Annotated in this window: 27 protein-coding genes and 1 pseudogene; 15 read left to right on the forward strand and 13 right to left on the reverse strand. The window is 72.5% G+C overall.

Translation table 11 applies throughout. The features are described from left to right. Positions 1 to 131: 131 nt before the first annotated feature. Positions 132 to 464, reverse strand: a pseudogene (locus ACWEGE_RS42345) (ArsR/SmtB family transcription factor); the annotation flags it as partial. A 118-nt stretch (positions 465 to 582) separates the two neighbouring features. Here ACWEGE_RS42345 and ACWEGE_RS42350 point away from each other — a divergent pair. Next, positions 583 to 1083: a PaaI family thioesterase gene (locus tag ACWEGE_RS42350; RefSeq protein ID WP_449666144.1), complete on the forward strand. Its 501-nt coding sequence runs from the start codon at positions 583 to 585 to the stop codon at positions 1081 to 1083. Here ACWEGE_RS42350 and ACWEGE_RS42355 read toward each other — a convergent pair. Next, entirely contained in the window at positions 1073 to 1402 is a 330-nt protein-coding gene (locus ACWEGE_RS42355) for a nuclear transport factor 2 family protein (RefSeq protein ID WP_449666145.1), read from the reverse strand. The two genes, ACWEGE_RS42350 and ACWEGE_RS42355, sit on opposite strands and share 11 nt — an antisense overlap. On the opposite strand from ACWEGE_RS42355, the gene ACWEGE_RS42360 reads away from it, so the two are divergent. After that, complete coding sequence (locus ACWEGE_RS42360) at positions 1401 to 1634, forward strand: hypothetical protein (protein WP_449666146.1); 234 nt, start codon at positions 1401 to 1403, stop codon at positions 1632 to 1634. The genes ACWEGE_RS42355 and ACWEGE_RS42360 overlap by 2 nt on opposite strands. Here the strand turns inward: ACWEGE_RS42360 and ACWEGE_RS42365 are convergent. The 3 genes from ACWEGE_RS42365 to ACWEGE_RS42375 form a co-directional block, all read right to left on the reverse strand. Next, the gene (locus tag ACWEGE_RS42365; protein WP_449666147.1) at positions 1621 to 2805 is read right to left on the reverse strand and encodes a cytochrome P450; all 1185 of its coding nucleotides are present in this window, start codon (positions 2803 to 2805) and stop codon (positions 1621 to 1623) included. The genes ACWEGE_RS42360 and ACWEGE_RS42365 overlap by 14 nt on opposite strands. Further along, positions 2802 to 3242, reverse strand: coding sequence for a MarR family winged helix-turn-helix transcriptional regulator (locus ACWEGE_RS42370; RefSeq protein ID WP_449666148.1), 441 nt, complete (start codon positions 3240 to 3242; stop codon positions 2802 to 2804). The genes ACWEGE_RS42365 and ACWEGE_RS42370 overlap by 4 nt, the downstream gene beginning before the upstream one ends. Before the next feature lie 95 nt (positions 3243 to 3337). Beyond that, the gene (locus tag ACWEGE_RS42375) at positions 3338 to 4537 is read right to left on the reverse strand and encodes an ROK family protein (protein ID WP_449666149.1); all 1200 of its coding nucleotides are present in this window, start codon (positions 4535 to 4537) and stop codon (positions 3338 to 3340) included. A 100-nt stretch (positions 4538 to 4637) separates the two neighbouring features. Here ACWEGE_RS42375 and ACWEGE_RS42380 point away from each other — a divergent pair, with 100 nt between their 5' ends. Then, a complete protein-coding gene (locus ACWEGE_RS42380; RefSeq protein WP_449666150.1) occupies positions 4638 to 5378 on the forward strand; it encodes a DUF427 domain-containing protein in 741 nt (246 codons plus the stop codon). A 4-nt stretch (positions 5379 to 5382) separates the two neighbouring features. On the opposite strand, the gene ACWEGE_RS42385 is transcribed toward ACWEGE_RS42380, so the two are convergent. Then, positions 5383 to 6069 carry a zf-HC2 domain-containing protein gene (locus tag ACWEGE_RS42385; RefSeq protein WP_449666151.1) on the reverse strand — a complete coding sequence of 229 codons (687 nt, stop codon included), beginning with the start codon at positions 6067 to 6069 and terminating at the stop codon, positions 5383 to 5385. A 112-nt stretch (positions 6070 to 6181) separates the two neighbouring features. On the opposite strand from ACWEGE_RS42385, the gene sigC reads away from it, so the two are divergent. From sigC to ACWEGE_RS42410, 5 genes are all read left to right on the forward strand, one after another. Beyond that, on the forward strand, positions 6182 to 6733 hold the full coding sequence (gene sigC / locus ACWEGE_RS42390; protein ID WP_449666152.1) for an RNA polymerase sigma factor SigC: 552 nt from the start codon (positions 6182 to 6184) through the stop codon (positions 6731 to 6733). A gap of 164 nt (positions 6734 to 6897) precedes the next feature. Beyond that, positions 6898 to 9135, forward strand: a complete 2238-nt coding sequence (locus tag ACWEGE_RS42395; RefSeq protein WP_449666153.1) for a molybdopterin cofactor-binding domain-containing protein — start codon at positions 6898 to 6900, stop codon at positions 9133 to 9135. A gap of 11 nt (positions 9136 to 9146) precedes the next feature. Further along, complete coding sequence (locus ACWEGE_RS42400; RefSeq protein WP_449666154.1) at positions 9147 to 9605, forward strand: (2Fe-2S)-binding protein; 459 nt, start codon at positions 9147 to 9149, stop codon at positions 9603 to 9605. A 135-nt stretch (positions 9606 to 9740) separates the two neighbouring features. After that, positions 9741 to 10964 carry a PucR family transcriptional regulator gene (locus ACWEGE_RS42405; RefSeq protein ID WP_449666155.1) on the forward strand — a complete coding sequence of 408 codons (1224 nt, stop codon included), beginning with the start codon at positions 9741 to 9743 and terminating at the stop codon, positions 10962 to 10964. Between the two features lie 56 nt (positions 10965 to 11020). Next, entirely contained in the window at positions 11021 to 13237 is a 2217-nt protein-coding gene (locus tag ACWEGE_RS42410) for an ATP-binding protein (protein WP_449666156.1), read from the forward strand. Positions 13238 to 13335: 98 nt separating this feature from the next. Here the strand turns inward: ACWEGE_RS42410 and ACWEGE_RS42415 are convergent, their stop codons facing one another. The 3 genes from ACWEGE_RS42415 to mgrA form a co-directional block, all read right to left on the reverse strand. Continuing rightward, the gene (locus ACWEGE_RS42415) at positions 13336 to 14238 is read right to left on the reverse strand and encodes a TIGR03564 family F420-dependent LLM class oxidoreductase (RefSeq protein ID WP_449666157.1); all 903 of its coding nucleotides are present in this window, start codon (positions 14236 to 14238) and stop codon (positions 13336 to 13338) included. 16 nt (positions 14239 to 14254) lie between these two features. After that, complete coding sequence (locus ACWEGE_RS42420) at positions 14255 to 14920, reverse strand: TetR/AcrR family transcriptional regulator (RefSeq protein ID WP_449666158.1); 666 nt, start codon at positions 14918 to 14920, stop codon at positions 14255 to 14257. 90 nt (positions 14921 to 15010) lie between these two features. Continuing rightward, a complete protein-coding gene (gene mgrA, locus ACWEGE_RS42425) occupies positions 15011 to 16039 on the reverse strand; it encodes an L-glyceraldehyde 3-phosphate reductase (protein ID WP_449666159.1) in 1029 nt (342 codons plus the stop codon). Between the two features lie 62 nt (positions 16040 to 16101). On the opposite strand from mgrA, the gene ACWEGE_RS42430 reads away from it, so the two are divergent. Together ACWEGE_RS42430 and ACWEGE_RS42435 are read left to right on the forward strand one after the other, a co-directional pair. Beyond that, positions 16102 to 16983: an AAA family ATPase gene (locus ACWEGE_RS42430; RefSeq protein WP_449666160.1), complete on the forward strand. Its 882-nt coding sequence runs from the start codon at positions 16102 to 16104 to the stop codon at positions 16981 to 16983. Continuing rightward, positions 16980 to 18347 (forward strand): vWA domain-containing protein, encoded by a 1368-nt coding sequence (locus ACWEGE_RS42435; RefSeq protein WP_449666161.1) that lies wholly within the window; start codon positions 16980 to 16982, stop codon positions 18345 to 18347. Before ACWEGE_RS42430 ends, ACWEGE_RS42435 begins: the two co-directional genes overlap by 4 nt. On the opposite strand, the gene add is transcribed toward ACWEGE_RS42435, so the two are convergent. Beyond that, positions 18325 to 19299 (reverse strand): adenosine deaminase, encoded by a 975-nt coding sequence (gene add / locus ACWEGE_RS42440; protein WP_449666162.1) that lies wholly within the window; start codon positions 19297 to 19299, stop codon positions 18325 to 18327. The genes ACWEGE_RS42435 and add overlap by 23 nt on opposite strands. Positions 19300 to 19438: 139 nt before the next feature. Here add and ACWEGE_RS42445 point away from each other — a divergent pair, with 139 nt between their 5' ends. Beyond that, on the forward strand, positions 19439 to 19663 hold the full coding sequence (locus tag ACWEGE_RS42445; RefSeq protein ID WP_449666163.1) for an antitoxin: 225 nt from the start codon (positions 19439 to 19441) through the stop codon (positions 19661 to 19663). A gap of 1 nt (position 19664) precedes the next feature. On the opposite strand, the gene recQ is transcribed toward ACWEGE_RS42445, so the two are convergent. Then, on the reverse strand, positions 19665 to 21503 hold the full coding sequence (gene recQ, locus ACWEGE_RS42450) for a DNA helicase RecQ (protein ID WP_449666164.1): 1839 nt from the start codon (positions 21501 to 21503) through the stop codon (positions 19665 to 19667). A gap of 59 nt (positions 21504 to 21562) precedes the next feature. On the opposite strand from recQ, the gene ACWEGE_RS42455 reads away from it, so the two are divergent. Beyond that, on the forward strand, positions 21563 to 22000 hold the full coding sequence (locus ACWEGE_RS42455; RefSeq protein WP_449666165.1) for a DUF6314 family protein: 438 nt from the start codon (positions 21563 to 21565) through the stop codon (positions 21998 to 22000). On the opposite strand, the gene ACWEGE_RS42460 is transcribed toward ACWEGE_RS42455, so the two are convergent. Beyond that, positions 21997 to 22740 carry an SDR family oxidoreductase gene (locus ACWEGE_RS42460; protein WP_449666166.1) on the reverse strand — a complete coding sequence of 248 codons (744 nt, stop codon included), beginning with the start codon at positions 22738 to 22740 and terminating at the stop codon, positions 21997 to 21999. The genes ACWEGE_RS42455 and ACWEGE_RS42460 overlap by 4 nt on opposite strands. 244 nt (positions 22741 to 22984) lie before the next feature. Between ACWEGE_RS42460 and ACWEGE_RS42465 the strand changes: the two genes are divergently transcribed. The 3 genes from ACWEGE_RS42465 to ACWEGE_RS42475 all read left to right on the forward strand — a co-directional run bounded on the left by ACWEGE_RS42465 (position 22985) and on the right by ACWEGE_RS42475 (position 24883). Then, positions 22985 to 23665, forward strand: a complete 681-nt coding sequence (locus tag ACWEGE_RS42465; protein WP_449666167.1) for a hypothetical protein — start codon at positions 22985 to 22987, stop codon at positions 23663 to 23665. 2 nt (positions 23666 to 23667) lie between these two features. Next, a complete protein-coding gene (locus tag ACWEGE_RS42470) occupies positions 23668 to 24294 on the forward strand; it encodes a hypothetical protein (RefSeq protein WP_449666168.1) in 627 nt (208 codons plus the stop codon). Positions 24295 to 24367: 73 nt separating this feature from the next. Then, the gene (locus tag ACWEGE_RS42475) at positions 24368 to 24883 is read left to right on the forward strand and encodes a mycothiol transferase (protein WP_449666169.1); all 516 of its coding nucleotides are present in this window, start codon (positions 24368 to 24370) and stop codon (positions 24881 to 24883) included. On the opposite strand, the gene soxR is transcribed toward ACWEGE_RS42475, so the two are convergent. After that, on the reverse strand, positions 24871 to 25350 hold the full coding sequence (gene soxR / locus ACWEGE_RS42480) for a redox-sensitive transcriptional activator SoxR (RefSeq protein WP_449666170.1): 480 nt from the start codon (positions 25348 to 25350) through the stop codon (positions 24871 to 24873). The genes ACWEGE_RS42475 and soxR overlap by 13 nt on opposite strands. Positions 25351 to 25417 lie beyond the last annotated feature (67 nt).

Below are 25417 nucleotides of genomic sequence, written 5' to 3' on the forward strand. Positions count from 1 at the left end.
GGGGGCGCCCCGCGGGCCCCCCCCGCGGCGGGGGGGGCCGCCGGGGTGGTGGGGGGGGGGGGGGGGGGGGGCCGGGGGGCGCCCCCCCCGGCCCGGGGCGGAGCCCCGGTTGTTCCAGTGGGTTGTTCGGGGTGGGGACGCACCCGGTGGATGAGTTCGTGCACGGTCGCGTCCGCCAGGCGGTACCGGACCACGCGGCCGGTGCGTTGCGGGGTGACCAGGCCGTGCGCCCGCAGCAGCCGCAGGGCCTGCGACACCGCGGTGTCGGTCATGCCGGCGGCCGCGGCGAGGTCGGTGACGCTGATCTCGCGGGCGTAGTGGATGCAGACCAGCAGCGTGAGCCGGGAGGGGTCGGCGACCACGGCGAAGCGCCGGGCCCATTCGTCGATGACGGCGCGGTCGCCCAGTCCTTCGACCGCCGCCGCGATGCGTTCCGGGTCGATCGGCTTGCGGTCGGTGCTCACCCCCGGATGATTCCACCCGTGGCGCGGGCGGACCACCGGTGGTCTGGGTCACGTCGCGCTTGACGCTCGCCGTCTCGCGGGTGAGTCTTAAGACAGTTGTCATAGTCGAGGAGCCCGGATGACCGACGTCGAAGCCCAGGTCCGTTCGAAGACCATCACGTGGCAGGACCCGCTGGAGTCGGCTCGGCTGGGCGCGACGATGTCCGGCCTGGAGTACATGCGGGCGATCGCCGAGGGCCGCGTCCCGCCGGCACCGATCTCGGCGCACTTCGGCCTGCGCTGGGAAAGCATCGAACCGGGCGAGGTGGTCGCGGTGGCCGAGCCGGACGAGTCGCTGTACAACCCGATCGGCATGGTCCACGGCGGCGTGGCGGCGACGATGCTGGACTCGGTGGTCGGCTGCGCGGTCCACACGACGCTCCCGGCCGGCGTGGGTTATGCGTCGGTGGAGCTGAAGGTGAGCTACCTGCGCGCGATCCACGCGGGCCGCGGCGAAATCCGCGCCACGGGCCGCGTGGTGAAGGAGGGCTCGCGGATCGCGTTCGCCGAGGGGGAGATCCGCGACGCCGAGGGGAAGCTGCTGGCCACGGCGTCGGGGACCTGCGTCATCACGCGCTGAGCGGCTGCTTGACGTCCCAGTGCTCGACGAGCAGGCCGTCCTCGACGCGCAGGATGTCGACGACGGCCGTCCCGGCCACGTGCAGGTGCGCGACGACGAGGTCGTCCTCGGCGACGACGTGCTTGATCTCCGCGGTCGCGCCGGCCAGTGGCGAGTTCTTCACCGCGTCGGTGAACGCCTCGCGGCCGGAGGGCAGCCCGGGGCTGTGGGTGACGAAATCGGGGTGCAGCGCGGCCTTGGCGGCGTCGAAGTCCTTGTGCACGAACAGGTTCTCCAGGCATTCGACGACGATCATGCGGTTCTTCGCGGATTCGCTCATGCCGCCGATGGTCGGCCGTCCGGGCGGCGGTGTCGATTACGCCGGAGGTAATCGGCGCGGCGGCCGGACCCGCCGGGCGCGGATCGCGTCGCCGCCGCTGCACCTCGGCCGGGTGCCGCCGGAGCCGGCGGAAGTGCTCGTGCGCGCGGCGTACCGGATCGTCTGGTGCACGCAGCTGACCGTCGGCCGGGGGCGAGGCCTGGCGGGCCGCACCGGGCTCAGTCCCAGGTGATCGGGAGCCGGTCGATGCCGTAGATCGGGTGCGCGTGCCGGAACGGCAATTCGCTCGTGGGGACGGCGAGCCGGAGCGCGGGCAGGCGCCGCAGCAGCGCGGTCAGCGCGACGCGGAGTTCGAGGCGGGCGAGGTGGTGGCCGAGGCACAGGTGCTCGCCGTGTCCGAAGGCGAGGTGGTGGTTGGGACTGCGGGCGAGGTCCACCCGGTCCGGATCGGCGAACTCGCACGAGTCGCGGTTGGCGATGTCGGCGGCGGCGATGACACCTTCGCCGGCGCGGATGGTGACGCCGCCGAGTTCCACGTCGGCGGTGGCGACGCGGCGGCGGCCGAGGTGGGTGATCGTGAGCAGCCGCAGCAGTTCGTCGACCGCGGTCGCCGGGGCGCCGCTCCGGAAGACCTCCGCGTGCTCGGGGTTGTCGAGCAGGAACGCGGTGGCGAGGGCGAGCTGGTTGGCGGTGGTTTCGTGGCCGGCGACCAGCAGCAGGATCGCCGTGGCCACGGCGTCGGCCCGCGAGAGCGCACCGGTGGCGATCTGCTCGGCGCTCAGCCGGCCCAGCAGGTCGTCGGTGGGGTGCGTGCTTCGCCGGTGCAGCAGGGTGCCGAGGTAGCGGGCGAGCTCCGCGGTGGCGGCCCGGTTGGCCTCGCCGCCGGCCGAGTCGTCCAGCATCGCGCGGGCGCGGTCTTCGAAGAAGGCGTGGTCTTCGTAGGGCACGCCGAGCAGTTCGCTGATGACGATGGACGGCAACGGCAGCGCGAACCGGCTGACCAGGTCGGCGGGCCGGGGCCCGGCGGCCAGCTCGTCCAGCAGGGCGGCGGCGGTGCGCTCGATCGCCGGCCGCAGCGCCTCGACGCGGCGCACGGTGAATTCGCCGATGAGCATCCGCCGGAGCCGGGTGTGCTCGGGGCCGTCCATGGAGATGAACGAGCCGCGGCCGCTCCGCCGTCCCCGGCTCGCCGGGCCGCGCGCGGGGTAGCCGGGCCGGGTGGGGTCGACGCTGAACCGGCGATCGGCGAGCACCGCGCGGACGTCCGCGTACCGGGTGAGCAGCCACGGCGTGCTGCCGTCCCAGATCCGGACGCGGGTGATCGGGGCGTCGCGTTGCAGCTCGGCCAGCCGGGGCGGCGGCGTGTACGGGCATGCGCGGGGCAGCGGGAAGGTGTCGGTCATGGCTTCTCCTTCGCGGCCGGCTGGTCGGCGAGGCGCTCGAGCAGGGGAGCGGCCAGCCGGAGCACCCCACGCTCGGTTTCGCCGAGCGCGCCGAACGCGGCGGCCAGCCAGGCGTCGCGCTCGCGCATGTCGGCTTCCAGGGCGGCCGCCCCCGGCTCGGTGAGGTCGAGGACGACGCTGCGTCCGTCGTCTTCGTTGGGGGACCGGCTGATCAGCCCTTCGGCTTCCAGTTCGGTGAACACCTTCGTCAGCGCCTGCGGCCGCTGCGCGTCGGCGGCGGCGATCTCGCCGGGGCTGCTGGCACCGTGCCGGGAGAGGTAACCCAGCACGCCCACCTTGGCGGGGCTCAACGCTCCCGCGGAACGGCTACCGCGCAGGCGCCGCGCGAGCCGGAGCACGCTCCGGCGAACCGCCTGCACGGTTTCCTCATCGTCCATGAGTTAGTACTATATTCAGTACTAACTCATGGACGCAAACGACTCCCTGTCGAAATATAGTCAGCCTATTGTTACTTCTTCGGGGAGGTGGCGACTCAGGCGGCGCCGACGCGGCGGTCGAACACCAGCCCTTCCGCCGCGCTCAGCCCCACGCTGATCGCCCCGGTCAGCACCGCTTCTTCGCCCAGTTCGCCCTGCACCACCTTCGGGACCAACGGCGTGAACGCGCGCAACGCCCGGTCGATCGGCTCCAGCAGCAGGTCCGCCGCCGTGCCCATGCCGCCGCCCAGGACGATCAGTTCCGGGTCGATCACCGCCGCCACCGAGGCCACCGTGTACGCCAACCGGTCGGCCTCCGCCGCCAGTGCCTGCTGGGCCAGCTCGTCGCCTTCGCGGGCCATCCGGAACACCTCGCGGGCCGATTTCGCCGTGCCGAGGCCGAGTTCCCGGGCGCCCTGGACGACCGACTGGGCCGCCGTCGCCTCTTCGAGGTGGCCGCGGGCCGGCGGGGTGGTGGGCTCGTCGGCCGCGCGCGTGCGGCCGTACGGGAGGTAGCCGATCTCGCCCGCCGCGCCGGTCGCGCCGCGGAACACCCGGCCGTCGACCATCAGGCCCATGCCGACGCCGGTGCCGATCGTGATGCAGCCGAACACCGACGCCCCGCGCGCGGCGCCGCTCTCCCACTCGCCGACGGCGGTCAGGTTCGCGTCGTTCTCCACCATCAGGTCCGGGCCCAGCGCCGCTTCGAGGTCGTCGATCAGGCCCGCGCGGCCCCAGCCCGGCAGGTTCGGCGCGTGCCGGAAGCACCGCTTCTCCGGATCGGCGACGCCGGGGGAGCCGACCACGCGGACAACGATGTCGCCCGCCGAAAGCCCGGCCTCCGCGACCGCCGCGGCCGCGATCTTCCCGACCGCCGTCACCAGCGCCGCCCCGGACCGGGCCGTGTTGCGCTCGTCGCGGCGGGCCACCAGCGTGCGGCCGAGGTCCGACACCGCGACCCGCAGGTGCTCGCGGCCGATGTCGACGCCGAGCACGTACCCCGCGGTCGGGTCGGCCTCGTAGAGCACGGCCGAACGCCCGGTGCCGGTGGACGTCTGCCCGGTCGGGCGCGCCAGCCCGGCGGCTTCCAAGGCCAGCAGCGCCTGGCTGACCGTCGGCTTCGACAGCCCGGTGTCCTTCGCGACCTGCGGCCGGGTCGCCGGCCCGCCGCGGCGCAGCAGGTCGAGCACCGCCCGCTGGTTGATCTTGCGCATCCCGGCGGGGGTACCGACCGTGGGGATTTCTACGCCGGCCACCCGTGCCCGCCTCCTGTCGTCCTCGTGCTGCCTGCCACGCTAGCCGTCCCGCCCCGGGCGGTGCCGGAATACCCGAACTCCGCGGCCCGTTGAGCGGAGCATGAGCACTCCGGGACGCGGCCGGGTCCGCGTGGCACAGGGCGCGAAGCGGGTGCGGGTGTTCCTCGGCGGGCAGGTCGTCGCGGACACGGTGCACCCCCTCCTGGTGTGGGAAGTTCCGTACTACCCCACGTACTACATCCCGCGCGCGGACGTCGTGAGCGGCGTTCTCACCCCCTCCGGCCGGACGGCGCACTCGCCGAGCCGCGGAGAAGCTGTTCTGTCGACGATAAAGGGTGCCGCGGCCGAGGCGGTGGACGGCGCGCTGGAGTACCCGGATTCGCCCATCGAGGAGCTCCGGGGCCACGTCCGGTTCGAGTTCGGCGCGTTCGACTGGTTCGAAGAAGACGAGCAGATCTTCACCCACCCGCGTGACCCGGGGGTCCGCGTCGACATCCTCCCGAGCTCGCGGCACGTGCGCATCGAGGTCGACGGCGTCACGGTGGCCGATTCGGTCCGCCCGCACCTGCTGTTCGAGACCGGCCTGCCGACCCGGTACTACCTGCCCCGCGTGGACGTCCGGATGGACCTGCTGGCGAAGATCGACGTCGTGACGCACTGCCCGTACAAGGGCGCCGCCGAGCACTTCGACGTGGCCGGGCACGAGGACCTCGCCTGGAGCTACCCGACGCCGCTGCCCGAGAGCACCCGGGCCGCGGGGCTGGTGGCGTTCCTCGACGAGAAGGTGGACGTCTACGTGGACGGCGTGCTGCAGGAACGCCCGAAGACCAAGTTCGCCTGACCCGTCAGGCCGCGTGCCGGCCGTGGGCCTGCCGCCGGAACGGGCGGGGACGCGGCCGCCCGGTCGCCGGGGTGTCCACAGTGGATCCCGTCGTCGCCGCGCCGTCGTCGGCGGTGGCCGCCGGGAGCGGGGCGCCCTGGTTGCGGTGATCCCGGTGCACCGCGTACAGCAGTGCCAGCCCGAGGACCACGAGCAGGTGCGTCGACAGCCGGGACAGCGTCACCTGGCCCGCGGCCAGGTCGCCCGCCGACAGCACCAGCAGCACGCCGACGAACCCCGTCAGCAGTGGCAGCTGGCCGCCCGCCGTCCGGGGGAGGAGGGCCGCCGTCAGCAGGCCGATGCCCACCGCGAGGTTCCACGCGCCGGACTCGTGGCCGAGGTGGATGCCGCCGTGGGCCGTGTCGAGCAGCTCGGCGAAGGCCAGTCCGAGCTGGGCGATCGCCACCACCGCCAGTGCGATCCGCCGTCCCCAGCGCTCGCCCGAGGGGGCCGGCGTGCGCTCGAGGATCGCCGCGGTCAGGTCCGGCACCGGCGGCGCCGGGCGCAGCAGCATCGCGCGCCGCAGGCGTTCCGCGCCCGCGAGCCACTCCCGGCAGGCCGCGCAGGACGCCAGGTGCTCGTCGGGTGAAACCGGCTCGGCTTCGCCGTCCAGTCGCGCCGATAGAGCTTCACGGCAGTCCTCACACCTCATGGTCCATTAGTCGGACGGCGGATCCGCAAAGTTCCCGGTCACTGCTACTCCGCCTTCCTCCCCGCCACCACCCTCAACGGAGGCGCTTCGCGCCGCTGTATGTTTCCGGATCATGACCCACCGTGAGGACGACGACCGCGTCACGGCCCTGGCCTTGTCCGCCGGCCGCGGCGACCGCCGGGCGCTGGAGGCGTGGGTCCGCGCCACCCAGGCCGACGTCTGGCGCTTCCTCGCCCACCTCACCGACGTCGCGGCCGCCGACGACCTGACCCAGGAGACCTACCTTCGCGCCTTCGGCAGCCTTCGCCGCTTCGCCGGACGCTCGTCGTCGCGGACTTGGCTGCTCTCGATCGCGCGCCGGGTCGTCATCGACCAGATCCGGGCCGCCGGCGCCCGGCCGAAGATCGCCGACACCGACTGGGAAGCCGCCGCCGAGCGCACCCGCGATCCCGCTGCCGGCTTCGAGGAACTCGTCGAACTGCGCCTGCTGCTCGACGGGCTGGACCCGGACCGGCGCGAGGTGCTCGTGCTGACCCAGGTGCTCGGGCTGTCCTACGCCGAGGCGGCCGACGTCTGCGGCTGCCCCGTTGGCACCGTCCGCTCCCGCGTCGCCCGCGCCCGGGAGGACCTGATCGAGGCCCGGCGTGCCCGCGGGGCCGGCTGAACCAGCCCGCTGGGCCGTCCGGCGCTGTGGCGGGGCACACATTCGGCGGCTTCCGCTGTCATCTCGTCACAGAGATGGGGGAACCCGGCTACGCCGCGTTGACGTCGTGTCAAGGGGTCCTTAGCGTGGCGCGCACCCCGCCACCTCCCAGCAAGGGATTCCCGATGGCCAGTCCCACCACCGAACAGCCCGAGCCAGGGCAGGTCGGGCGCCGGCGTTTCCTGACCTACCTGGTCGCCGCGCCCACGCTGACCGTCGCCACGAAGCTCACCGCCGACGCCGTCGCCCCGGCCCGCGCCGAAGCCGTCGTCCCGACCCTGCCGCAGCCGGCCGAAATCCTCGACCTCGGGGACGTCCTGACGCTGTCGTGCGCGCCGACCGCCGGGATGCTGGTGCTCGAGATGACGGCCGACGGCCGGGCGCGGCTGCAGCTGCCGCGCGCCGAGGTCGGCCAGGGCATCACGACCGCGACCGCGATGCTCGTCGCCGAAGAGCTGGACCTCCCGCTCGACCGCGTCGACGTCGTGCTCTCCGACGCCCGCACCGAGCTGCTGTTCAACCAGCTGACCGGCGGGTCCAACACGATGCGCTCGCTCTACGACCCGGTCCGCGCCACCGCGGCGACCGCACGCGCCCGGATGGTCGCCGCGGCCGCGGCGCAGTGGGGGACCGGCGCCTCGCGACTGTCCACACGCGACGGTGCGGTGTGGGCGCCCGACGGCCGCAGCGCCTCCTACGGCACCCTCGCCGGGCCGGCGTCGCGCACGGACCTGACCACCGGGGCGATCGCGCCGAAAGCCGAGTCGGCGCACACGCTCGTCGGGACGCCGACCTCGCGCAAGGACGCCCGCGCGATGGTCACCGGCAAGCAGGTCTACACGCTCGACCTCGACGTCCCCGGCGCGAACCCGGTGATGGTGCGCCGGCCGCCGACCATCAACGGCACCGTGCGCAAGGTCAACAACGAGGCCGCCGTCCGCGCCATGCCGGGGATCATCGACATCGCCGTGGTGCCGACCGGGGTCGCGGTGATGGCCGAGACGTTCGGCCAGGCCCTCGACGGCAAGAACGCCCTCGACGTCACCTGGGGCCCGGGCACGGTCGACGGCGAGGACGACGAAAGCATCAAGAAGAAGCTGCGGGCCGCCGCGCTGCCGTTCGTGGTGCCGCCGCTGCTGACCCAGTACGTCGACGGCGAATTCGACTTCGCCTTCGCCAGCCACGCGCCGATGGAGTCGAACTCCGCGGTCGCCGACGTCCGCGAGGACAGCGCGACCATCTGGGCCGGGCTGAAGTCGCCGATCGTGGCCAAGCAGACCATCGCGCAGGAGCTGGGCCTGCCGGAGAACAAGGTCACCGTGCACGTCCAGCAGGGCGGCGGGTCCTTCGGCCGCCGGCTGTTCTTCGACGCGGCGCTGGAAGCCGCGCGCATCTCGAAGGCGATGAAGAAGCCGGTCCGGCTGATGTGGAGCCGGATCGACGACATGCGCCACGGCCGGGCGCGCGCGGCGAGCTACCACCGGATCCGCGCGACCTTCGCGCTCGGGCAGGTGCTGACGTTCGAGCACCGCGTGGCGAGCGTCGAAACCGACTGGAGCCACGGGCTCGGCGAGATCCTCACCGCGTTCGCGGCGAAGCTGCCCGTCGGTGGCAACCTGAGCTTCGCGCAGACGGTGTTCCTGCTGACCGTGAAGTCGCCGTACAACTTCGGCGTCACGACGCAGCTGCTGAACGAGGTGCCGGTGAAGTTCCACACCTCGGCGTGGCGGTCGGTCTACTCGGCGAACACCCGCGGCGCCGAAGAGATCATGGTCGACGAGATCGCCGCGAAGCTGGGCAAGGACCCGATGGCCTTCCGCCGCGAGTTCATCAAGGAACCGAGGCAGCGCGCGGTGCTCGACAAGGTCGCCGAGCTCGGCGAATGGGGCAAGAAGATGCCGGCCGGGTTCGCGCAGGGCATTGCCGTGCACGGCGAGTACAAGTCCTACACCGCGTGCCTGGTCGAGCTGGACGCGCGCGACCCGAAGCACCCGCGCGTCACGAAGGCGACCATCGCGGTGGACGTCGGCAAGCCGGTGAACCCGCGCGGCATCCAGGCGCAGATGCTCGGCGGCCTGACCGACGCGATCTCGACGACGCTCACCGCGGGCCTGCACATCGACAAGGGCCTGCCGCTGGAAGGCAGCTACTCGCAGTTCCACTACGCGCGGCAGAAGAACTCGCCGACGGACGTCACCGTGCACGTCATGCCGGCCGCCGGCGCGGACATCGGCGGCGCGGGTGAACTCGGCCTGCCGGCCCCGGTCGGCGCGATCGCCAACGCCTACGCCCGGGCGACCGGGATCAAGCCCCGCAGCTTCCCGATCACCTTCCCGGTCGACTTCGACCCGTTCCCGCGCTGAGGAGAGTCACCGTGCCGAACTACACCTTCGTGGTGAACGGGCAGACCGTCACCGTCGACGCGCCCGCCGACCTGCCGATGCTGTGGGCGTTGCGCGACAAGCTGAAGGTCCGCGGGCCGAAGTACGGCTGCGGCATCAACGTCTGCAAGGCCTGCACCAGCCACCTCGACGGCGAGGCGTTCAACCCGTGCGTCACGCCGGTGTCGGAGTGCGCCGGGCGCGAGGTCACCACGATCGAGGGGCTGGCCGACGGCGACGAGCTGCACCCGGTCCAGGAGGCCTGGCTCGAGCAGGACGTCGCCCAGTGCGGCTACTGCCAGCCCGGCCAGATCATGGCGGCGGTCGCACTGCTGAAGAAGACGAAGAACCCGACGGACGCCGACATCGACGCCATCCAGAACGTCTGCCGCTGCGGCACCTACTTCCGGATCCGGGAGGCGATCAAGAGCGCGGCCGCCAAGATGGCCTGACGCGGATGCGGAGGTTCCACAAAAGAACCTCCGCATCCGCGGTTCTTGTAGCAAGTTCACCCGAACGTGGTGGTCCCGTTCGGGTTAGATGTCGGTCTCGGACCTCGACGAGGAGGCCGGGGACCGGAGGCCACCATGCACTACCAGGCGCTTCTGTCCGACGGGCGCGCGCCGCGCGTCGCCGTCCTCGCCGCCGAGGTCGAGCGGAAGCTGCCGGAACTGGTCGAGAGCACCGTGCGGCAGATCCGCGCCGAGATGCCGGTGTACGCGGACGCCCGGTTCGTCACCCACGCCGAGCTGCGGAACTCGGTCCGGGCCAACCTCGAGCACGTGATGCTGACCTTGCGTGGTTCGGACGTCCCCGACCTGTCGCAGGCCCGCGCGACCGGCCGGGCCCGGGCCCTGCAGGGTGCGCCGCTGCCGGAGCTGCTGCGGGCCTACCGGATCGGGCTCACCGAGGTCTGGCACCGGTTCGTCGAGCTGACCGCCGGCACGCAGGACCTCGCCGGGCTGGTCGCCGCGACGACGGCGATCTGGGCGCTGATCGACGACCTCGCCGAGGCCCTGACGACGGCCTACCGCGACACGACGGCGGAAGTCATGGTGGCGCACCAGAACCGGCGTTCGGCGCTGGTGGAGGCGCTGTTCGCGGGCGGCACCGCGACCGAGGGCACGCTGTGGGACATCGCGCGCGTGCTCGACCTGTCCCTGGACGGCACGTTCGTCGTGGTGGCCGCGGAAACCCCGCGGCTGGGCCAGGAACCGCTGCCGCAGGTCGAAGCCCGGCTGCGCGCGCGGCAGCACGCGTCGGCGTGGCGGCTCACCCCGGACCTGCAGGTCGGCGTGGTCTCCCTGCGCGATCCGGCCGCGGCCGCGGCGATCGTCGACCTGGTCCGCGAGCACCCGGTGGGCCGGGTCGGGATGAGCCCGGTGTTCACCGGCCTCGGCAACACCGCCCGTGCCCTGCACCTGGCGCGGGTGGCGCTGTCGAGCATGACGCCGGGGACGCCGGGGCTGGTGCAGTTCACCGAGTCCCCGCTGGCCGGGCTGGTGGCGAGCGCGCCGGAGGCGTCGGTGCAGCTGGCCCACCACGTGCTCCAGCCGGTCCTGGACCTCCCGGGCGACGACCGCAACGTGCTCCTGCTGACGCTGCGCGCGTGGTTCGACTGCCAGGGTTCGACGAAGCTGACGTCGGAGCGGATGTTCTGCCACCCCAACACGATCCGCCACCGCCTCAAGCGGATCACGGAGGAACTGGGCCGCTCGCTGACGAACCCGGCCGACATCGCCGAGCTGGGCGCGGCCCTGCGGGCGCTGAACCTCTTCCCGGAGGCGACCCACCTGCCGGCACCGCGTTAGCGCCCGCCCGGCGGTGCTCGTAGCGTCTGAGCCCTCCGAACGATGGCGGGGTCGAAATGTCAGTCCGGCAGCAGAGCGAGCAAAGCGGCGACAACGCGCAGCCGGCCGCGGTGACGAATTCCGTCGTCGCGCCCGCCGTGTCCGGCACCGTGCTGCAGGTGCACACGATCAACGGCGGTCTCCACCACCATCCGGTCGCCGCGGCGCGTCCGGTGCCGCGGCAGCTGCCGCCGGCGCCGGCCGGGTTCGTCGGCCGCGCCGGCCAGCTGGCCGAACTCGACCACCGCGGGCCGGCCTCGCCCGCCGGCACCTCGCCGCCCGCGCACCCGACGGGCCGAACGCCGATGATTTCCGCGATCAGCGGCGCCGGGGGGATCGGCAAGAGCTGGCTGGCGCTGACCTGGGCGCACCGCAGTCTGGACCGGTTCCCGGACGGGCAGCTGTTCGCCGACCTGCGCGGCTACAGCCCCACCGAGTCACCGGCTCGGCCGTTCGACGTGCTGGGCGAGTTCCTCGACGCCCTCGGCGTCGACCACGACCGCCGGCCCGCGGACCTGAACCGGCGGGCCGGCCTCTACCGGAGCCTGGTCGCGGACAAGCGGATGCTTGTGGTGCTGGACAACGCCGCCGAAGCCGACCAGGTCGTCCCGCTCCTGCCCGGAGGGCAGCACTGCCGGGTGCTGGTGGCCGGCCGCGACCGCCTCCACGGGCTCGTCGCCCGGCACGGTGCCCGGCCCGTGCACCTGGACGTCTTCACCGGCGCGGAAGCGCGCACCGTGCTCGCGGCGGCCCTCGCTCCCGGCCGCGCCGCCGACGAGCAGGCGATCGCGGAGCTGGTCGGCCTGTGCGGCGGGTTCCCCCTGGCGCTGGGTCTGGTCGCGGCCCGGGTGGCGGCCACGCCCCGGCTGCCCCTGCGCGAAACGGCCGCCGAACTGCGTGACCTCGGCCTGGCCGCGTTGGACTCGGCGGAGCCGACCGCGAGCCTGCCCGCCGTGCTGTCCTGGTCCCTGCGCCGGCTCGACGATCGGCAGCGCCGGGTCTTCGCGCTGCTGGGTGTCATGCCGGGGCCCGATATCGGCCTGCTCGCCGCCACGCACCTCACCGGCCTGCCGAAGCGAGAGGCGCAGTTGCTGCTGCGCGCCCTCGCGGACGCCTCCCTCGTCGACCGCGTTCCCGGCGGCCGGTACGGCATGCACGACCTCGTCCGCGGCTACGCGACCAGCGTGGCGGACGAAATGCCCGCGGAAACGACGGAGGCGGCGCTGCGGCGGGTCCTCGCCTTCTACACCTACACCGCGCACACCGCGGACATCTTCTTGGACGCCCACCGCGACCACCCCCGGATCGAGCCGCCCGACGACGGCGCCGACGTCCCCCAGTGGCCCGACACCGCGACGGCGATGGCCTGGTTCGAGACCGAGCACGCCTGCCTGCTGGCCGCTCAACGCGCCGCCGGTGTCCGCCGCTGTCACGACACCGTCTGGCAGCTGGCCTGGTGCCTGGACACGTTCCACTACCGGTTGGGCCTCCGGCACGATCGGCTGGCCGTGTGGCAGGCCGCGGCCGAAGCCACGGCCCACCTCGCGGACGTCACCGTTCGCATCCGCGCCCACCGGTTCCTCGGCCGCGCCCATTCCGCGCTGGAGCACCACCGGGACGCCATCTCCTGCCTGGACCACGCGCTCGGTCTCGCCGAAACGCACCACGCGCGCAAGCAGCAGGGCCTGACCCACCGGACGCTCGCCTACGCGTGGGCCAACCGCGGGGACGACGAGCGGGCGGGCGAGCACGACCGCAAGGCCCTGGCCATCTTCCGCGAGCTCGGTGAACCCCTCTTCGAAGCCGAAGCGCTCAACTCGCTGGCCTGTCAAACCGCGGGCCTGGGCGAGACCGGGACGGCCCGAAGCCACTGCCAGGCCGCGCTCGCGCTGTGGCGGCAGAACGACGACCCGTACGGCGAAGCGATTTCGCTGACGCTGCTCGCAAACCTGGACCATCGCGACGGTCTCCACGCCGACGCGGTCACCCGCTACCGCCAAGCCCTCGATCTGTTCCACGACCTGAGGTACGTCTACGCGATCGCCGATGTCCTCGACAACCTGGGCCGCGCGCACCGCGCGCTCGGCCAGGTGGCGGCGGCCGGTGAGGTGTGGCGGGAGGCGCTGCGGCTGTACCGGGAGCAAGGCCGAGCCGATTCCGAGGCCGGCGTCCAACGCCAGCTCGACGAGCTCGGCGCCGAGCCGGCTCGTGCCGTCGAGCAGCTGCCCCGGTGAGGCGTACTCCGATCGTGTCCGCGGCAACCCGAGGCGGCGGAATTGTCGGTGCTCACCGGTAGTGTGGAAAACGGGGGGCGCCCCGCGGCCGGGTGGGCTCAGGCGTCCGCGACTGATTGCCGTCCGGCGGCGCACGGGGCCAGCAGCTCGCGGGTACGGGCCTGGTCCTCCGCCGTGCCGAACGGCATCAGCAGCAGCTCCGTCGCGCCCGCGTCTTCGAGGGATTTCACCTGGCGCCGCACGGTTTCCTCGTCGCCGACGAGTGCGGTGTCCGAGACTCGCTCGTGGCCTTCGCGGTCGAGGATCGCCCGGTACGCCGGGATGTTCGCCGCTCCGCCGTAGGTCTCCTCCACCCACGCGCGGCGTTCGTCCACTTCGGACGTGACGCAGACCAGCTGGCCGGCGACCACGCGGGACGGGGTCCCGAGCGTCGGCACCACGAACTCGCCGATCGCCCGCGGGCCGGCGAACGACGTGATCACGCCGTCGGCCAGCTCGCCCGCCAGCCGCGTCGTCCGCGGGCTCACCGAGCCGAGCAGCACCGCGGGCCGCTGCGCGCCAGGGGTGTTCAACCCGGCCGCGGCGGTCAGCGACTCGCCGTGGACGTCCGCCTTTTCCCCGCGCAGCAAGGGGTGCAGCGCCTGGAGGTACTCGCGCAGGTGGCGGACCGGGCGGTCGTAGGAGTACCCGAACTCGCCTTCGACGATGAACCGGTGGCTCAACCCGAGGCCGAGGTGGACGGGCACGCCGGCCGCCGCCTGGACCGTCAGCGCCTGCGCGGCCATGGTGATCGGGTGCCGCGAGTACGTCGGGACGACGCACGTGCCCAGCCCGAGGCCGGGTGCGGCCGCGGCGAGCGCGGGCAGCGCCGTGAGCGCGTCCCAGCCGCCGCGCTGGGCCACCCAGAGCGTGCCGTACCCGAGCTTCGCCGCTTCGCGGGCTTGAGCCGTCATGGCGTCGAAGCCGACGCCGAGTTCGTCGATCAGGATTCCGGTGCGCATGGGGACCTTCCGTCGATCAGTAGGCGCGTTCGAGTTGTTTCCGGTCGAGGGCGACGGCTTCGGAGAACAGCGTCAGCGCCCGCGGCGCCACCGCGCGCAGCTGCCTCGTCGACACGGCGAGCGGTTCGAAGGCGTGCGCGACGACGTCGGCGATCAGGGCGGGTTCGGGCGGGGGAGTGCGGCCGAGGAAGCCGTGCAGGACGGCCTGGAAGGCGACGACGAGTTCGCGGACCGGCCGGTCGGTGCGCAGCAGGTCGTTCGCGGCCAGCAGTTCGAGGTATTCGACGAAGGCTTCCGCGTGCCGCGGGTCCAGCTTGCCGTGCAGCTTCGGGAGCAGCTTGCCGAGCGTCTCGGCGTCGTCGGCGTAACCGGCCCGCAGCAGCGGACGGCCCAGCACGTTGGCGTACTGGAGTTCGGTCAGCCGCGAAAGCCGCACCGCGAGCGGGTCCGCCGCGATCGCCGCCACGAGGTCTTCGAGCGCCCGGACGGATTCGCGCAGCAGCACGGCGAGGAACAGCTCTTCGCGGTTCTTCCAGTGCAGGTAGACGGTGCCCTTGCCGACGCCGGCCCGCTCGGCGACGTCTTCGATGGTCGTGCGCCGGTAGCCGGCGCGCAGGAGCAGGCCGGCGGCGGCGTCGAGGATGCGCTCGGCCCGCTCGGCGCGGTCTTCGGCAGGAGGCACGCTGTCATCGTATGACCAAATAAGAAATCTGGTCAAATGTGTCTACAGGTGTGGACGTCACCTCCGTGGTGTCACGGGCGCCCAGCCGGCTCAGGAGTCGGACGAACGCTTCCAGAGGTTGATGTCCGCGTCGGTCGCGTGGCCGTCGATCTCGGTCAGCTCCTCGGAGGAGAACTCGAGGTTGCCCAGCGCGCCCACGTTGTCCTCCAGCTGCCCGACGCTGCTCGCCCCGATCAGCACCGACGTCACCCGGTGGTCGCGCAACGCCCAGGCCAGCGCCAGCTGGGCCAGCGTCTGCCCGCGGCGGCCGGCGATGTCGTTCAGCGCGCGGACCCGGCCCAGCCGGTTCTCGTCGAGGGTGTCCGGGTCGAGCGACTTGCCCTGTGCCGCCCGCGAGTCCGACGGGACGCCCTTCAGGTACCGGTCCGTCAGCAGACCCTGCGCGAGCGGCGAGAACGCGATGCAGCCGGCGCCCGCCTCCTCGAGGGTGTCGAGCAGGCCGTCCTCCTCGATCCAGCGGTTGAGCATCGAGTACGACGGCTGGTGGATCAGCAGCGGCGTGCCGAGCTCCCGCAGCAGCCGCGCGGCCTCGGCGGTGCGCTCCGAGCTGTAGGACGAGATCCCGACGTACAGCGCCTTCCCGGCGCGGACGGCGGCGTCCAGCGCCCCGACCGTCTCCTCCAGGGGCGTCTCGGGGTCGAAGCGGTGCGAATAGAAGATGTCGACGTAGTCCAGGCCCAGCCGCCCGAGCGACTGGTCGAGGGAGGACAGCAGGTACTTGCGGGAGCCCCACTCGCCGTACGGGCCGGGCCACATGTCGTAGCCGGCCTTGGTGGAGATCACCAGCTCGTCGCGGTAGGGCTTGAAGTCGGTGGCCAGCAGCCGCCCGAAGTTCTCCTCCGCCGAGCCGTACGGCGGACCGTAGTTGTTGGCCAGGTCGAAGTGGGTGATGCCCAGGTCGAAGGCGCGGCGGGTGATGGCGCGCTGGGTCTCCAGGGGCCGGTCGTGGCCGAAGTTGTGCCACAGCCCGAGCGAGATCGCGGGCAGCTTGAGCCCCGAGCGCCCGCAGCGCCGGTAGGGGACGGAGTCGTATCGGCCGGAAGCGGCAACGTAGGTCACGCGGCCGATGCTAACCCGATCTTCGGGTACGCTCCGGGTGAGCGACCGCTTAGGAGGTCAGGGTGGGCACCGGATTCTTCACCTCCGTCGACGACGTGTCGGCGAAACTGGCCGAGGCCGGCTACCTGGCGTCGACGGCGGTGGCGACCACCGTGTTCCTGGCCGACCGGCTCGGCAAGCCGCTGCTGGTCGAAGGCCCGGCCGGGGTCGGCAAGACCGAGCTCGCCAAGGCCGTCGCCCAGGTCAGCGGCTCGCGGCTGGTCCGCCTGCAGTGCTACGAGGGCATCGACGAGGCCCGCGCGCTCTACGAGTGGAACCACGCGAAGCAGCTGCTGCGGATCACCGCCGGCCGCGACGAGACGTGGGAGCAGGCGCGCACCGACATCTTCGGCGAGGAGTTCCTGCTCCGCCGCCCGCTGCTCACCGCGATCTCCTCGGACGAGCCGACCGTGCTGCTGATCGACGAGACCGACAAGGCCGACATGGAAGTCGAGGGCCTGCTGCTGGAGGTGCTCGGCGACTTCCAGGTCACCGTGCCCGAGCTCGGCACGATCACCGCCACCCGCGCGCCGTTCGCCGTGCTGACGTCCAACGCGACGCGCGAGCTGTCCGAGGCGCTGCGCCGCCGGTGCCTGTTCCTGCACATCGACTTCCCGGACTCCGACCTCGAACGCGACATCGTCCGGCTCAAGGTGCCCGGGATCGACGCCGCCCTCGCCGATTCCGTCGTCCGGGTGATCGCCGCGCTGCGCGCGATGGACCTGCGCAAGCTGCCGTCGGTCGCGGAGACCATCGACTGGGCGCGCACCCTGCTCGCGCTCGGGGCGGCCACCCTGGACGAGCTGGTCGTGCGGGAGAGCCTCGGGGTCGTGCTCAAGCACCAGGACGACATCGCCAAGGCGGGCGCGGGCCTGAAGCTCGAACAGGTCCTGGACGCGTCGTGACCGGCGGCGTGCCGGAGCGGCTCGCGGCGTTCGTCAAGGCCCTGCGCGCCCAGGGCATCCCGGCGGGGCCGAGCGAGACGGTCGACGCCGCCGCCGCGCTGGAGGTGCTCGGCCTCGACGACCGGGCGCTGGTCCGCGAGGGCCTGGCCGCGGCACTGGTCCGCCGCGGCGGGCAGCGCGCGGTCTTCGACGCCGCGTTCGACCTCTACTTCCCGGCGGGGATCGGCGCGCCCGAACGGGCCCGCGAAGACCAGCCGACAACGCTGGAGGAACTGCGGGAAGAGCTGGCGGCCGCGCTCGCCGACGGCGACCAGCAGGCGTTGTCGCAGCTGGCCGGGCTTGCGGTCGACATGCTGGGCCAGTACGGCTCGGCGTCCGGACCCGGCGGCGGCTTCTCCGCCCACCAGACCCTGGAGCGGCTCCAGCCGCAGACGCTGATCGCGCGGGTGCTGGCCGCGGTCCGCGGCGGCGGCGCCCGCGGCGAGTTCACCGACCGGCTCGACCGCGACGAGATCCGCCGCCGCGTCGAGGGGTTCCGCGGGCAGGTCCGCACGGAGGCGCGTCGCCGCGTGGCCGAGGTCCGGGGCCGCGAACGCGTCGCCAAGCACGCCATCGCGCCCGCGGCCGACCGCGTCGACTTCCTCATCGCCAGCCGCGCTCAGCTCGCCGAACTGCGCCGCACCATCCAGCCGTTGTCCCGCAAGCTGGCGACGCGCCTGTCCGCGCGGCGCCGCCGCCGGACGCGCGGCCAGATCGACCTGCGCCGTACGCTGCGGCGATCGCTTTCGACCGGCGGTGTCCCGCTGCGCCCGGCCTACCGCCACCGGCGGCCCGGGCGGCCGGAAATCGTGCTGCTGTGCGATCTTTCCGGGTCGGTGGCCGGGTTCGCGAACTTCACCATGCTGCTGGTGCAGGCGCTGCGCGACCAGTTCAGCAAGATCCGCGTGTTCGCCTTCGTCGACAGCGCCGACGAGGTCACCCACCTGGTCACCACCGGCGCCGCCGACCCCGAGCACCTGGGCGCGCGCATGCTGTCCGAAGCCGCGCTGGTGCGCTGGGACGGCCACAGCGACTACGGCGGCTCCCTGCGCCAGTTCACCGAGAACTGGCCGGAGGCGGTCGGCCCGCGGACGTCGGTGCTGATCCTCGGCGACGCCCGCACCAACGGCGGCGACCCCAATCTCGACGCCGTCCGCGCGATCAAGGCCCGCGCCCGGCACGTCCACTGGCTCAACCCCGAGCGCCGGTCGCTGTGGTCCACGGGGGACTCGGCGGCGCTCGAGTACGCCGACGTCGTCGAAATGCACGAGTGCCGCACGGTGCACCAGCTCGGGATGCTGGTCACCCGCCTGCTGCCGGTGTGAGCCAGGCGTCGATGTCGCGCAGGATGGCCTTTTTGGTCGCTTCGGGTGCGAAGGACGCCGTGACGCTCGCGCGGGCGAAGTCCGCCATCGCCGCGTCGTCGTAGCCGAAGGCTTCCTGCACCCGGGCGTACTCCTCGGCCAGCGCGGCCCCGGTGACCGACGGGACGTCGGTGTTGAGCGTGACCGTCAGGCCCGCGTCGAGCAGGCGGGGGAGCGGGTGCTCGGGCAGCGACGGCACCAGCCCCAGCGTCACGTTCGACGACGGGCACACCTCCAGGGCGAGACCCCGCTCACGCACCTCGGCGACCAGCGAGGGGTCGTCCAGGACGCGGATGCCGTGCCCGAGCCGTTCCGTGCGGCCCACTTCGAGGGCTTCGCGGATGCTGTCGGGCCCGGCGTCTTCGCCGGTGTGGTGCAGCAGGTGGATCCCGGCCGCGCGGGCCTTCTCGAAGAGCGTCGCGAACGGACGCAGCGAGTGGTTCTCCTCGCCTGCCATGCCGATCGCGAAGACGTCGTCGTACTTCAGCGCGAGGTCGAGGGTGCGCTCGGCCCGCTCGACCGACCGGCGCCGCGAGTGGTCGAGCAGCAGCCGCCACTCCAGCTCCGTGCTCGCTGAAAGTCCTTTGAGGACGGACGCCAGCGGCATTTCGAGGTCTCCCAGGCGTTCCCCGTGCGAAGCCGCGGTGAAGGTGACTTCGGCGTAGCGCGTGCCCTGGGCGGCTTCGTCCTCGCAGTACTCGCGCGCGATGCGCTCGAAGTCTTCGGGACGCCGGAGACACGACCGGATGAGCGCGTTGTAGTCGGCGAAGGCGCGGAAGCCGTCGAACACCGGGGGTTCGCCCGGGACGTCGACGCCGTTCGCTTCGCCGAGCTCACGCAGCGTGGCCGGGCGGATCGTGCTCTCCAGGTGGACGTGCAGGTGGGCCTTCGGCAGGGCGGCCAGGTCGCGCATGATCGCGAGCCTAGAGCCGCCCGGCGGCGTCCCGCGCGCCAATTTCGGGGGCGGCCGGTTTGGGTCTCGTCACACGGGGAACCTCCGAGTGGTTCGTCCGCGTTGTCAGGACGACCGGAACCGATGAGGGAGGACCACCGTGGCTTTCTTGAAGAAGCTGACCGTGCTGGCCGGCGCCGCCGGTGCGGCCCGCGCCTACGCCAGGAAGAACCCCGAGAAGGTGAACCAGGCCGTCGGCAAGGCGGCGAAGTTCGTCGACGACAAGACCAAGGGCAAGTACCACCAGCAGATCGCCGGCGCGGTCCGCAAGGTCAACTCGGTGACGGGGGAGCCGGGCCACCCGGGACCCGCCACCGGCCGGTAGGTCACTCCGCGGTCAGCACCTCCAGGAGCCCCTCGCCGTACTTGGCGAGCTTGTTCTCGCCCACGCCGCTGACCGTGCCCAGATCCGCCAGCGACGCCGGCCGTTGCGTGGCGATCTGGCGCAGGGTCGCGTCGTGGAAGACGACGTAGGCGGGCACGCCCTGTTCCTTCGCGACGCCGGCCCGCCAGGCCCGCAGGCGTTCGAACAGCGGCGCGGCCTCCGCGGGCATCTCCACCGCCGCGGCGGCCTTCCGGGTGCTGCGGACCTTCGCCGCGGCGGCCGGCCGCTCGGGTTCGCGGCGCAGCAGCACCTGGCGATCGCCGCCCAGCACCTCCGCGCTGGCTTCGGTGAGCACGAGCGAGCCGTAGTCGCCCTCGACGGCGAGCAGGCCCTGCGCGAGCAGCTGCCGCACGACCGCCCGCCACTCCGGCTCGCGCAGCTCGGTGCCGATGCCGAACGTCTTGAGCGTGTCGTGCTGGAACTGCGTGACCTTGGGGGTGGACTTGCCGAGCAGGATGTCGATGATCTGACCGGCGCCGAACTTCTGGCGCCGTTCGTTGCGCAGCCGCACGACCGTCGACAGCAGCTTCTGCGCCGGGATCGTGCCGTCCCACTTCTCCGGCGGGTTCAGGCACGTGTCGCAGTTGCCGCACGGACCGGCCGCCTGCCCGAAGTAGTTCAGGATCTGCACGCGGCGGCACTCGACCGTCTCGCACAGCGCCAGCATCGCGTTCAGGTGCGCGCCGAGCCGCCGCCGGTGGGCATCGTCCCCTTCGGACGTGTCGATCATCTTCCGCTGCTGGACGACGTCCTGCAGCCCGTACGCGAGCCAAGCCGTCGACGGCAGGCCGTCGCGGCCCGCCCGCCCGGTTTCCTGGTAGTAGCCCTCGACCGACTTCGGCAGGTCGAGGTGCGCGACGAACCGGACGTCCGGTTTGTCGATGCCCATCCCGAACGCGATCGTCGCGACGACGATCAGCCCGTCCTCCCGCAGGAACCGCGACTGGTGCTTCGCGCGGGTGCGCGCGTCGAGCCCCGCGTGGTAGGGCACCGCCGGGATCCCGTTCTGCACCAGGAACTCCGCGGTCTTCTCCACCGAGTTCCGGGACAGGCAGTAGACGATCCCGGCGTCCCCTTTGTGCTCGGTCTGCAGCAGTTCGAGCAGCTGCCGCTGCGGCGAGTTCTTGCCGACGATCCGGTACTGGATGTTCGGCCGGTCGAAGCTCGCGACGAAGTGCTTGGCCTCCTCGAGCTGCAGCCGCGCGGAGATCTCTCGGTGCGTGGCCTCGGTCGCGGTCGCCGTCAGCGCGATCCGCGGCACCTCCGGCCACCGCTCGTGCAGCGCGGAGAGCTGGAGGTAGTCGGGCCGGAAGTCGTGGCCCCACTGGGCGACGCAGTGCGCTTCGTCGATCGCGAACAGCGAGATCTTGCCGCGGTCGAGCAGCCGCACGGTGGATTCGACCGAAAGCCGTTCCGGCGCCAGGTACAGCAGGTCGAGCTCGCCGTTCAGGAACGCCGACTCCACCTCCTGCCGCGCCGCGTAGTCCTGGGTGGAGTTGAGGAAACCGGCGCGGACACCGGCATTGCGCAAGGCGTCCACCTGGTCCTGCATCAGGGCGATCAGCGGCGAGACGACCACGCCGACGCCGGGCCGCACGAGCGCGGGAATCTGGTAGCACAACGACTTCCCGCCGCCGGTGGGCATCAGGACGAGCGCGTCGCCGCCGGCGATCACGTGCTCGACGATCGCCGCCTGGTCGCCGCGGAAGCTGTCGTAGCCGAACACGCGCCGGAGGGTCTCCAGGGCGTCGGACGCGGGTGCGAGGTCGGTCTCTGCCACCCGCCCGACTATAGAGCGGGGGTCCGACAGTTCCGGCCCGCCCCGCCGCGGGTGGCAGAATGGGGCGGGTGCGCTACTGGCCCGTTCCCGATCTCGTCGCGTATTTCGGCGGCGGCTGGCGGCTGGACCGGGAAATCCGCACCGCGGACGGCGACCCGGCGGGCGAGGTGACCGGCACCGCCACCTTCACCGAGGCCGACGGCGTCCTCGTCTACCACGAGGAGGGCGAGCTGCGGCTCGGCGGCTACACCGGGCCGGTCACCCGGACCCTGCACTACCGCCTCGACGGACCCGGGCGCGCGGCGGTCCACTTCGACCACGGCGGCTTCTTCCACGACCTCGACCTGCGCGAAGGCCGCTGGACGGCGGACCACCCCTGCCGCGCCGACTTCTACCGCGGCGAGTACCGCGTGACCGGTGCCGGGCGGTGGCGGCAGGAGTGGGTGGTGCGCGGGCCGGCGAAGGACCACGTGATCACCAGCCGGTTCACCCGCTAGACGATGCCGCCGTTGGCGCGCAGCACCTGGCCGTTGACCCAGCGCGCCGGGCCGGCCAGGAACGAGACGACCTCGGCGATGTCCTCCGGCTCGCCGAGCCGCTCGAGCGGCGGCTGCTTGGCCATCCGGGCGATCGTTTCGTCGTCCTTGCCGTCGAGGAACAGCGCGGTCGCGGTCGGGCCGGGCGCGACGGTGTTCACGGTGATGTCGCGGCCGCGCAGCTCGCGGGCCAGGATCATGGTGATCGCCTCGACCGCGCCCTTCGTGGCGTTGTAGACGCCGTAGCCGGGCAGGTTCAGCCCGAGCACCGACGTCGAGGTGGTGATCACCGCGCCGCCGTCGCGCACCCGCCGCGCGGCCTGCTGGGCCACCGCGAACGTGCCGCGGATGTTGGTGCGGTGCACGCGGTCGAGGACGTCGAAGTCGATCTCGGCGATCGGGGTCGGCGGGTTCATCACGCCGGCCAGGTGGGCGACGACGTCCACACCGCCGTACGTGCGCTCCGCGGTGTCGAACAGCTCCGCGACCGCGGCCGGGTCGGCCACGTCGGCGCGGACCGCGATCGCCCGGCCACCACGCGCGGTGATGGTGTCGACCGCGGCCGTGGCTTCCTTTTCGTTGCCGGCGTAGTTGACGACGACGGCCATGCCGTCGGCGGCGAGGCGCTCGGCGACCTGGCGGCCGATGCCGCGTGAGCCGCCGGTGACGATCGCGACACGGGGTTCGGCAGGGGTGTTCATCGGTTCCTTCTTCCGGTTCGTTCCACTCGCTCTGTTACCGACGATACTACGATACTGATAACGCTGCTAGTCGCACTCTGTCACCGACGTCACCCTCCCCGCGACGGGTCAGGGCATCCGGCCGTACCGACGCCGCCGGACGGCCGAATCCGCAGGGTAGGGCGGCCTCTGCCCGTTTTCCGCGCCGGTAATCCGGGAACACCGGTCGCAGCGGGGGCTTGACATCCTTGAAGGAGTTTGAGCGATGCCCACTTGGCTGATCGTCTTGATCGTCGTCGTGGCCGTCGCGGTGCTCGGCGCCGTGATTTGGCTGGTGACACAGGAAATGCAACGAAAACGGCTGCAGCAGCGGTTCGGTCCGGAGTACGACCGCACGGTCGCGGAGAAGGACAGTCCCCGTGCCGCGCAACGCGAACTCGCCGAGCGGGAGCGCCGGCACAAGGAGCTCGACATCCGGCCGCTTTCGGCGTCGGCGCGCGAGCGCTACGCCCGGGAATGGGCCCGGGTGCAGGAAAAGTTCGTCGACCAGCCGGCCGACGCGGTCGGTGAAGCCGAGCAGCTGCTGAACGCGCTGATGGCCGAACGCGGGTACCCGACCGAGGGCTACGAACAGCAGGTGGCCGACCTTTCCGTGCGGCACGCCAAGACCCTCGAGCACTACCGGGCCGCGCACACCACGCAGCAGAAGCGCGACGGAGCGTCCACTGAGGACCTGCGCGACGCGATGGTGCGCTACCGCACCGTGTTCGAGGACCTGCTGACCGACGGCGCCGACGACGACCGGCACCAGGACGACCGGCACCACCACGACGACCACGACCACCACGGCCGCCGGAACGGGCACGACCACGACCGCGCCGACCGTCACGAGACCGAGCGCCAGGCGTCCGCGACCCCGCGGACCGAGTCGAACGGAGGACGTTGACCATGACCGAGCACCTGACGCGGCACGACGCCGAGGACGACCGGGACCTGACCGGGCGTGAGGACGACCGCGAGGCCTACACCGGTGACGGCACCACCGAAGTCCCCGGCCAGGACCGGGCCGACTTCCGCGAGCCGGGCACGGCCGACGACCAGAACCTGAGCACCGCCGACCTGGCCTCGGCCGGGCACCAGGACACCGCACACCAGGACACCGCACACCAGGACACCGAGCGCCGGGACACCGGGTACCACGACACCGACGACACCACGGCTCCCGCGGAATCGGGCGGCGACGTGGAAGCGCCCGCCGAATCCGGTGGCCGCGTGGAGACCCCCGCCTCCTCGGGCGGCGACGTCGAGACGCCGGAGCTGATCGACGAGGAGAAGGTCACCGGGTTCCGCGACCGCTGGCAGAACGTCCAGACCGGCTTCGTCGACGACCCGAAGCAGGCGGTCCAGCAGGCCGACGAGCTCGTCGCCGCCGTGATCAGCGCGCTGGCCACCACCTTCGCCGAGCACAAGAGCGAGCTGGAAGCCCAGTGGCAGCAGGGTGAACCGGCCACCGAGGAGCTGCGGATCGCGCTGCGCCGCTACCGCTCGTTCTTCGACCAGCTGCTGCCGCGGTAGCGGCCGCCGTTTGCCGGCGGGCATGATCGGGTAGTCCGGCCGGGAAAAGTGTCGGCAAACGGGAGGCAGCCGGATGAACGTGGCCGATCTGCTCGTCGAGGGGTTCAGCCGGGTCCAGGGCACGGTGCACGCGGCGGTCGGCGGGCTGACCGCGAAGCAGCTCGGGACCCGGCCGGACGACGAGGCCAACTCGATCGCCTGGCTGGTCTGGCACCTCACCCGCGTCCAGGACGACCACGTCGCCGACGTCGCCGGGACGGAGCAGGTGTGGACCGGCCAGGACTGGCTCTCCCGGTTCGGCCTCCCGTTCCCGGCGGGCGACACCGGCTACGGCCACCGCCCGGCCGACGTCGAGGCGGTCCGCGTCGACGAACCGGACCTGCTCACCGGCTACTACGACGCCGTCCACGAGCAGACCGTCCGGTTCGTCGAGGGGCTCGGGGAGCAGGACCTCGACCGGATCGTCGACGAGGCCTGGGACCCGCCGGTTTCACTGGGCGTGCGCCTGATCAGCGTCCTCGACGACGACACCCAGCACGCCGGGCAGGCGATGTACGTCCGCGGCCTGCTGGAGCGTCAGTCTTCGTAGGACTCGCCGCGGTGGTCGGCGAGGCGCTGCGGCCCCGGGCCGTCGGCGCCGAGCCGGTCGCCGGGGTTGGCGAGCCGGCACTTGGCCAGTGACATGCAGCCGCAGCCGACGCAGTCGTCCAGCTGGTCGCGCAGCTGTTCCAGCTGCCGGATCCGCGCGTTCAGGTCGTCCTGCCAGCAGCGGGAGATCCGCGCCCAGTCGGTGCGGGTGGGGGTGCGGTCGTCGGACAGCAGGCCGAGCACCTCGCGGATCTTCGACAGCGGCATCCCGACCCGCTGGGACATCCGGATGAACGTCACCCGCCGCAGCGTGTCCCGCCGGTAGCGCCGCTGGTTGCCCGCGGTGCGGCGGCTGCGGATGAGCCCTTCGTCCTCGTAGAAGCGCAAGGCCGACGCGGGAACCCCGCTGCGCCGGGAAAGTTCGCCGACCGTCAGGTCGGGCAGCGGCCGGGCCGCGGCGTTCACCATGGCCGACACCCAACCACAGCCGCGCGCCGGACTTCAAGGGAACTTGAAGTCCGGCAGGCTTGCCGTC

The organism is Amycolatopsis sp. NPDC004747 (assembly GCF_053601335.1).

Coding starts and splice junctions, on each gene's coding strand:
- ACWEGE_RS42350 (WP_449666144.1), top strand. CDS start 583: ATGACCGACGTCGAAGCCCAGGTCCGTTCGAAGACCATCACGTGGCAG.
- ACWEGE_RS42360 (WP_449666146.1), top strand. CDS start 1,401: ATGCCGCCGATGGTCGGCCGTCCGGGCGGCGGTGTCGATTACGCCGGA.
- ACWEGE_RS42355 (WP_449666145.1), bottom strand. CDS start 1,402: ATGAGCGAATCCGCGAAGAACCGCATGATCGTCGTCGAATGCCTGGAG.
- ACWEGE_RS42365 (WP_449666147.1), bottom strand. CDS start 2,805: ATGACCGACACCTTCCCGCTGCCCCGCGCATGCCCGTACACGCCGCCG.
- ACWEGE_RS42370 (WP_449666148.1), bottom strand. CDS start 3,242: ATGGACGATGAGGAAACCGTGCAGGCGGTTCGCCGGAGCGTGCTCCGG.
- ACWEGE_RS42380 (WP_449666150.1), top strand. CDS start 4,638: ATGAGCACTCCGGGACGCGGCCGGGTCCGCGTGGCACAGGGCGCGAAG.
- ACWEGE_RS42385 (WP_449666151.1), bottom strand. CDS start 6,069: ATGAGGTGTGAGGACTGCCGTGAAGCTCTATCGGCGCGACTGGACGGC.
- sigC (WP_449666152.1), top strand. CDS start 6,182: ATGACCCACCGTGAGGACGACGACCGCGTCACGGCCCTGGCCTTGTCC.
- ACWEGE_RS42395 (WP_449666153.1), top strand. CDS start 6,898: ATGGCCAGTCCCACCACCGAACAGCCCGAGCCAGGGCAGGTCGGGCGC.
- ACWEGE_RS42405 (WP_449666155.1), top strand. CDS start 9,741: ATGCACTACCAGGCGCTTCTGTCCGACGGGCGCGCGCCGCGCGTCGCC.
- ACWEGE_RS42410 (WP_449666156.1), top strand. CDS start 11,021: ATGTCAGTCCGGCAGCAGAGCGAGCAAAGCGGCGACAACGCGCAGCCG.
- ACWEGE_RS42415 (WP_449666157.1), bottom strand. CDS start 14,238: ATGCGCACCGGAATCCTGATCGACGAACTCGGCGTCGGCTTCGACGCC.
- add (WP_449666162.1), bottom strand. CDS start 19,299: ATGCGCGACCTGGCCGCCCTGCCGAAGGCCCACCTGCACGTCCACCTG.
- ACWEGE_RS42455 (WP_449666165.1), top strand. CDS start 21,563: ATGGGGCGGGTGCGCTACTGGCCCGTTCCCGATCTCGTCGCGTATTTC.
- ACWEGE_RS42460 (WP_449666166.1), bottom strand. CDS start 22,740: ATGAACACCCCTGCCGAACCCCGTGTCGCGATCGTCACCGGCGGCTCA.
- ACWEGE_RS42465 (WP_449666167.1), top strand. CDS start 22,985: ATGCCCACTTGGCTGATCGTCTTGATCGTCGTCGTGGCCGTCGCGGTG.
- ACWEGE_RS42470 (WP_449666168.1), top strand. CDS start 23,668: ATGACCGAGCACCTGACGCGGCACGACGCCGAGGACGACCGGGACCTG.
- ACWEGE_RS42475 (WP_449666169.1), top strand. CDS start 24,368: ATGAACGTGGCCGATCTGCTCGTCGAGGGGTTCAGCCGGGTCCAGGGC.
- soxR (WP_449666170.1), bottom strand. CDS start 25,350: ATGGTGAACGCCGCGGCCCGGCCGCTGCCCGACCTGACGGTCGGCGAA.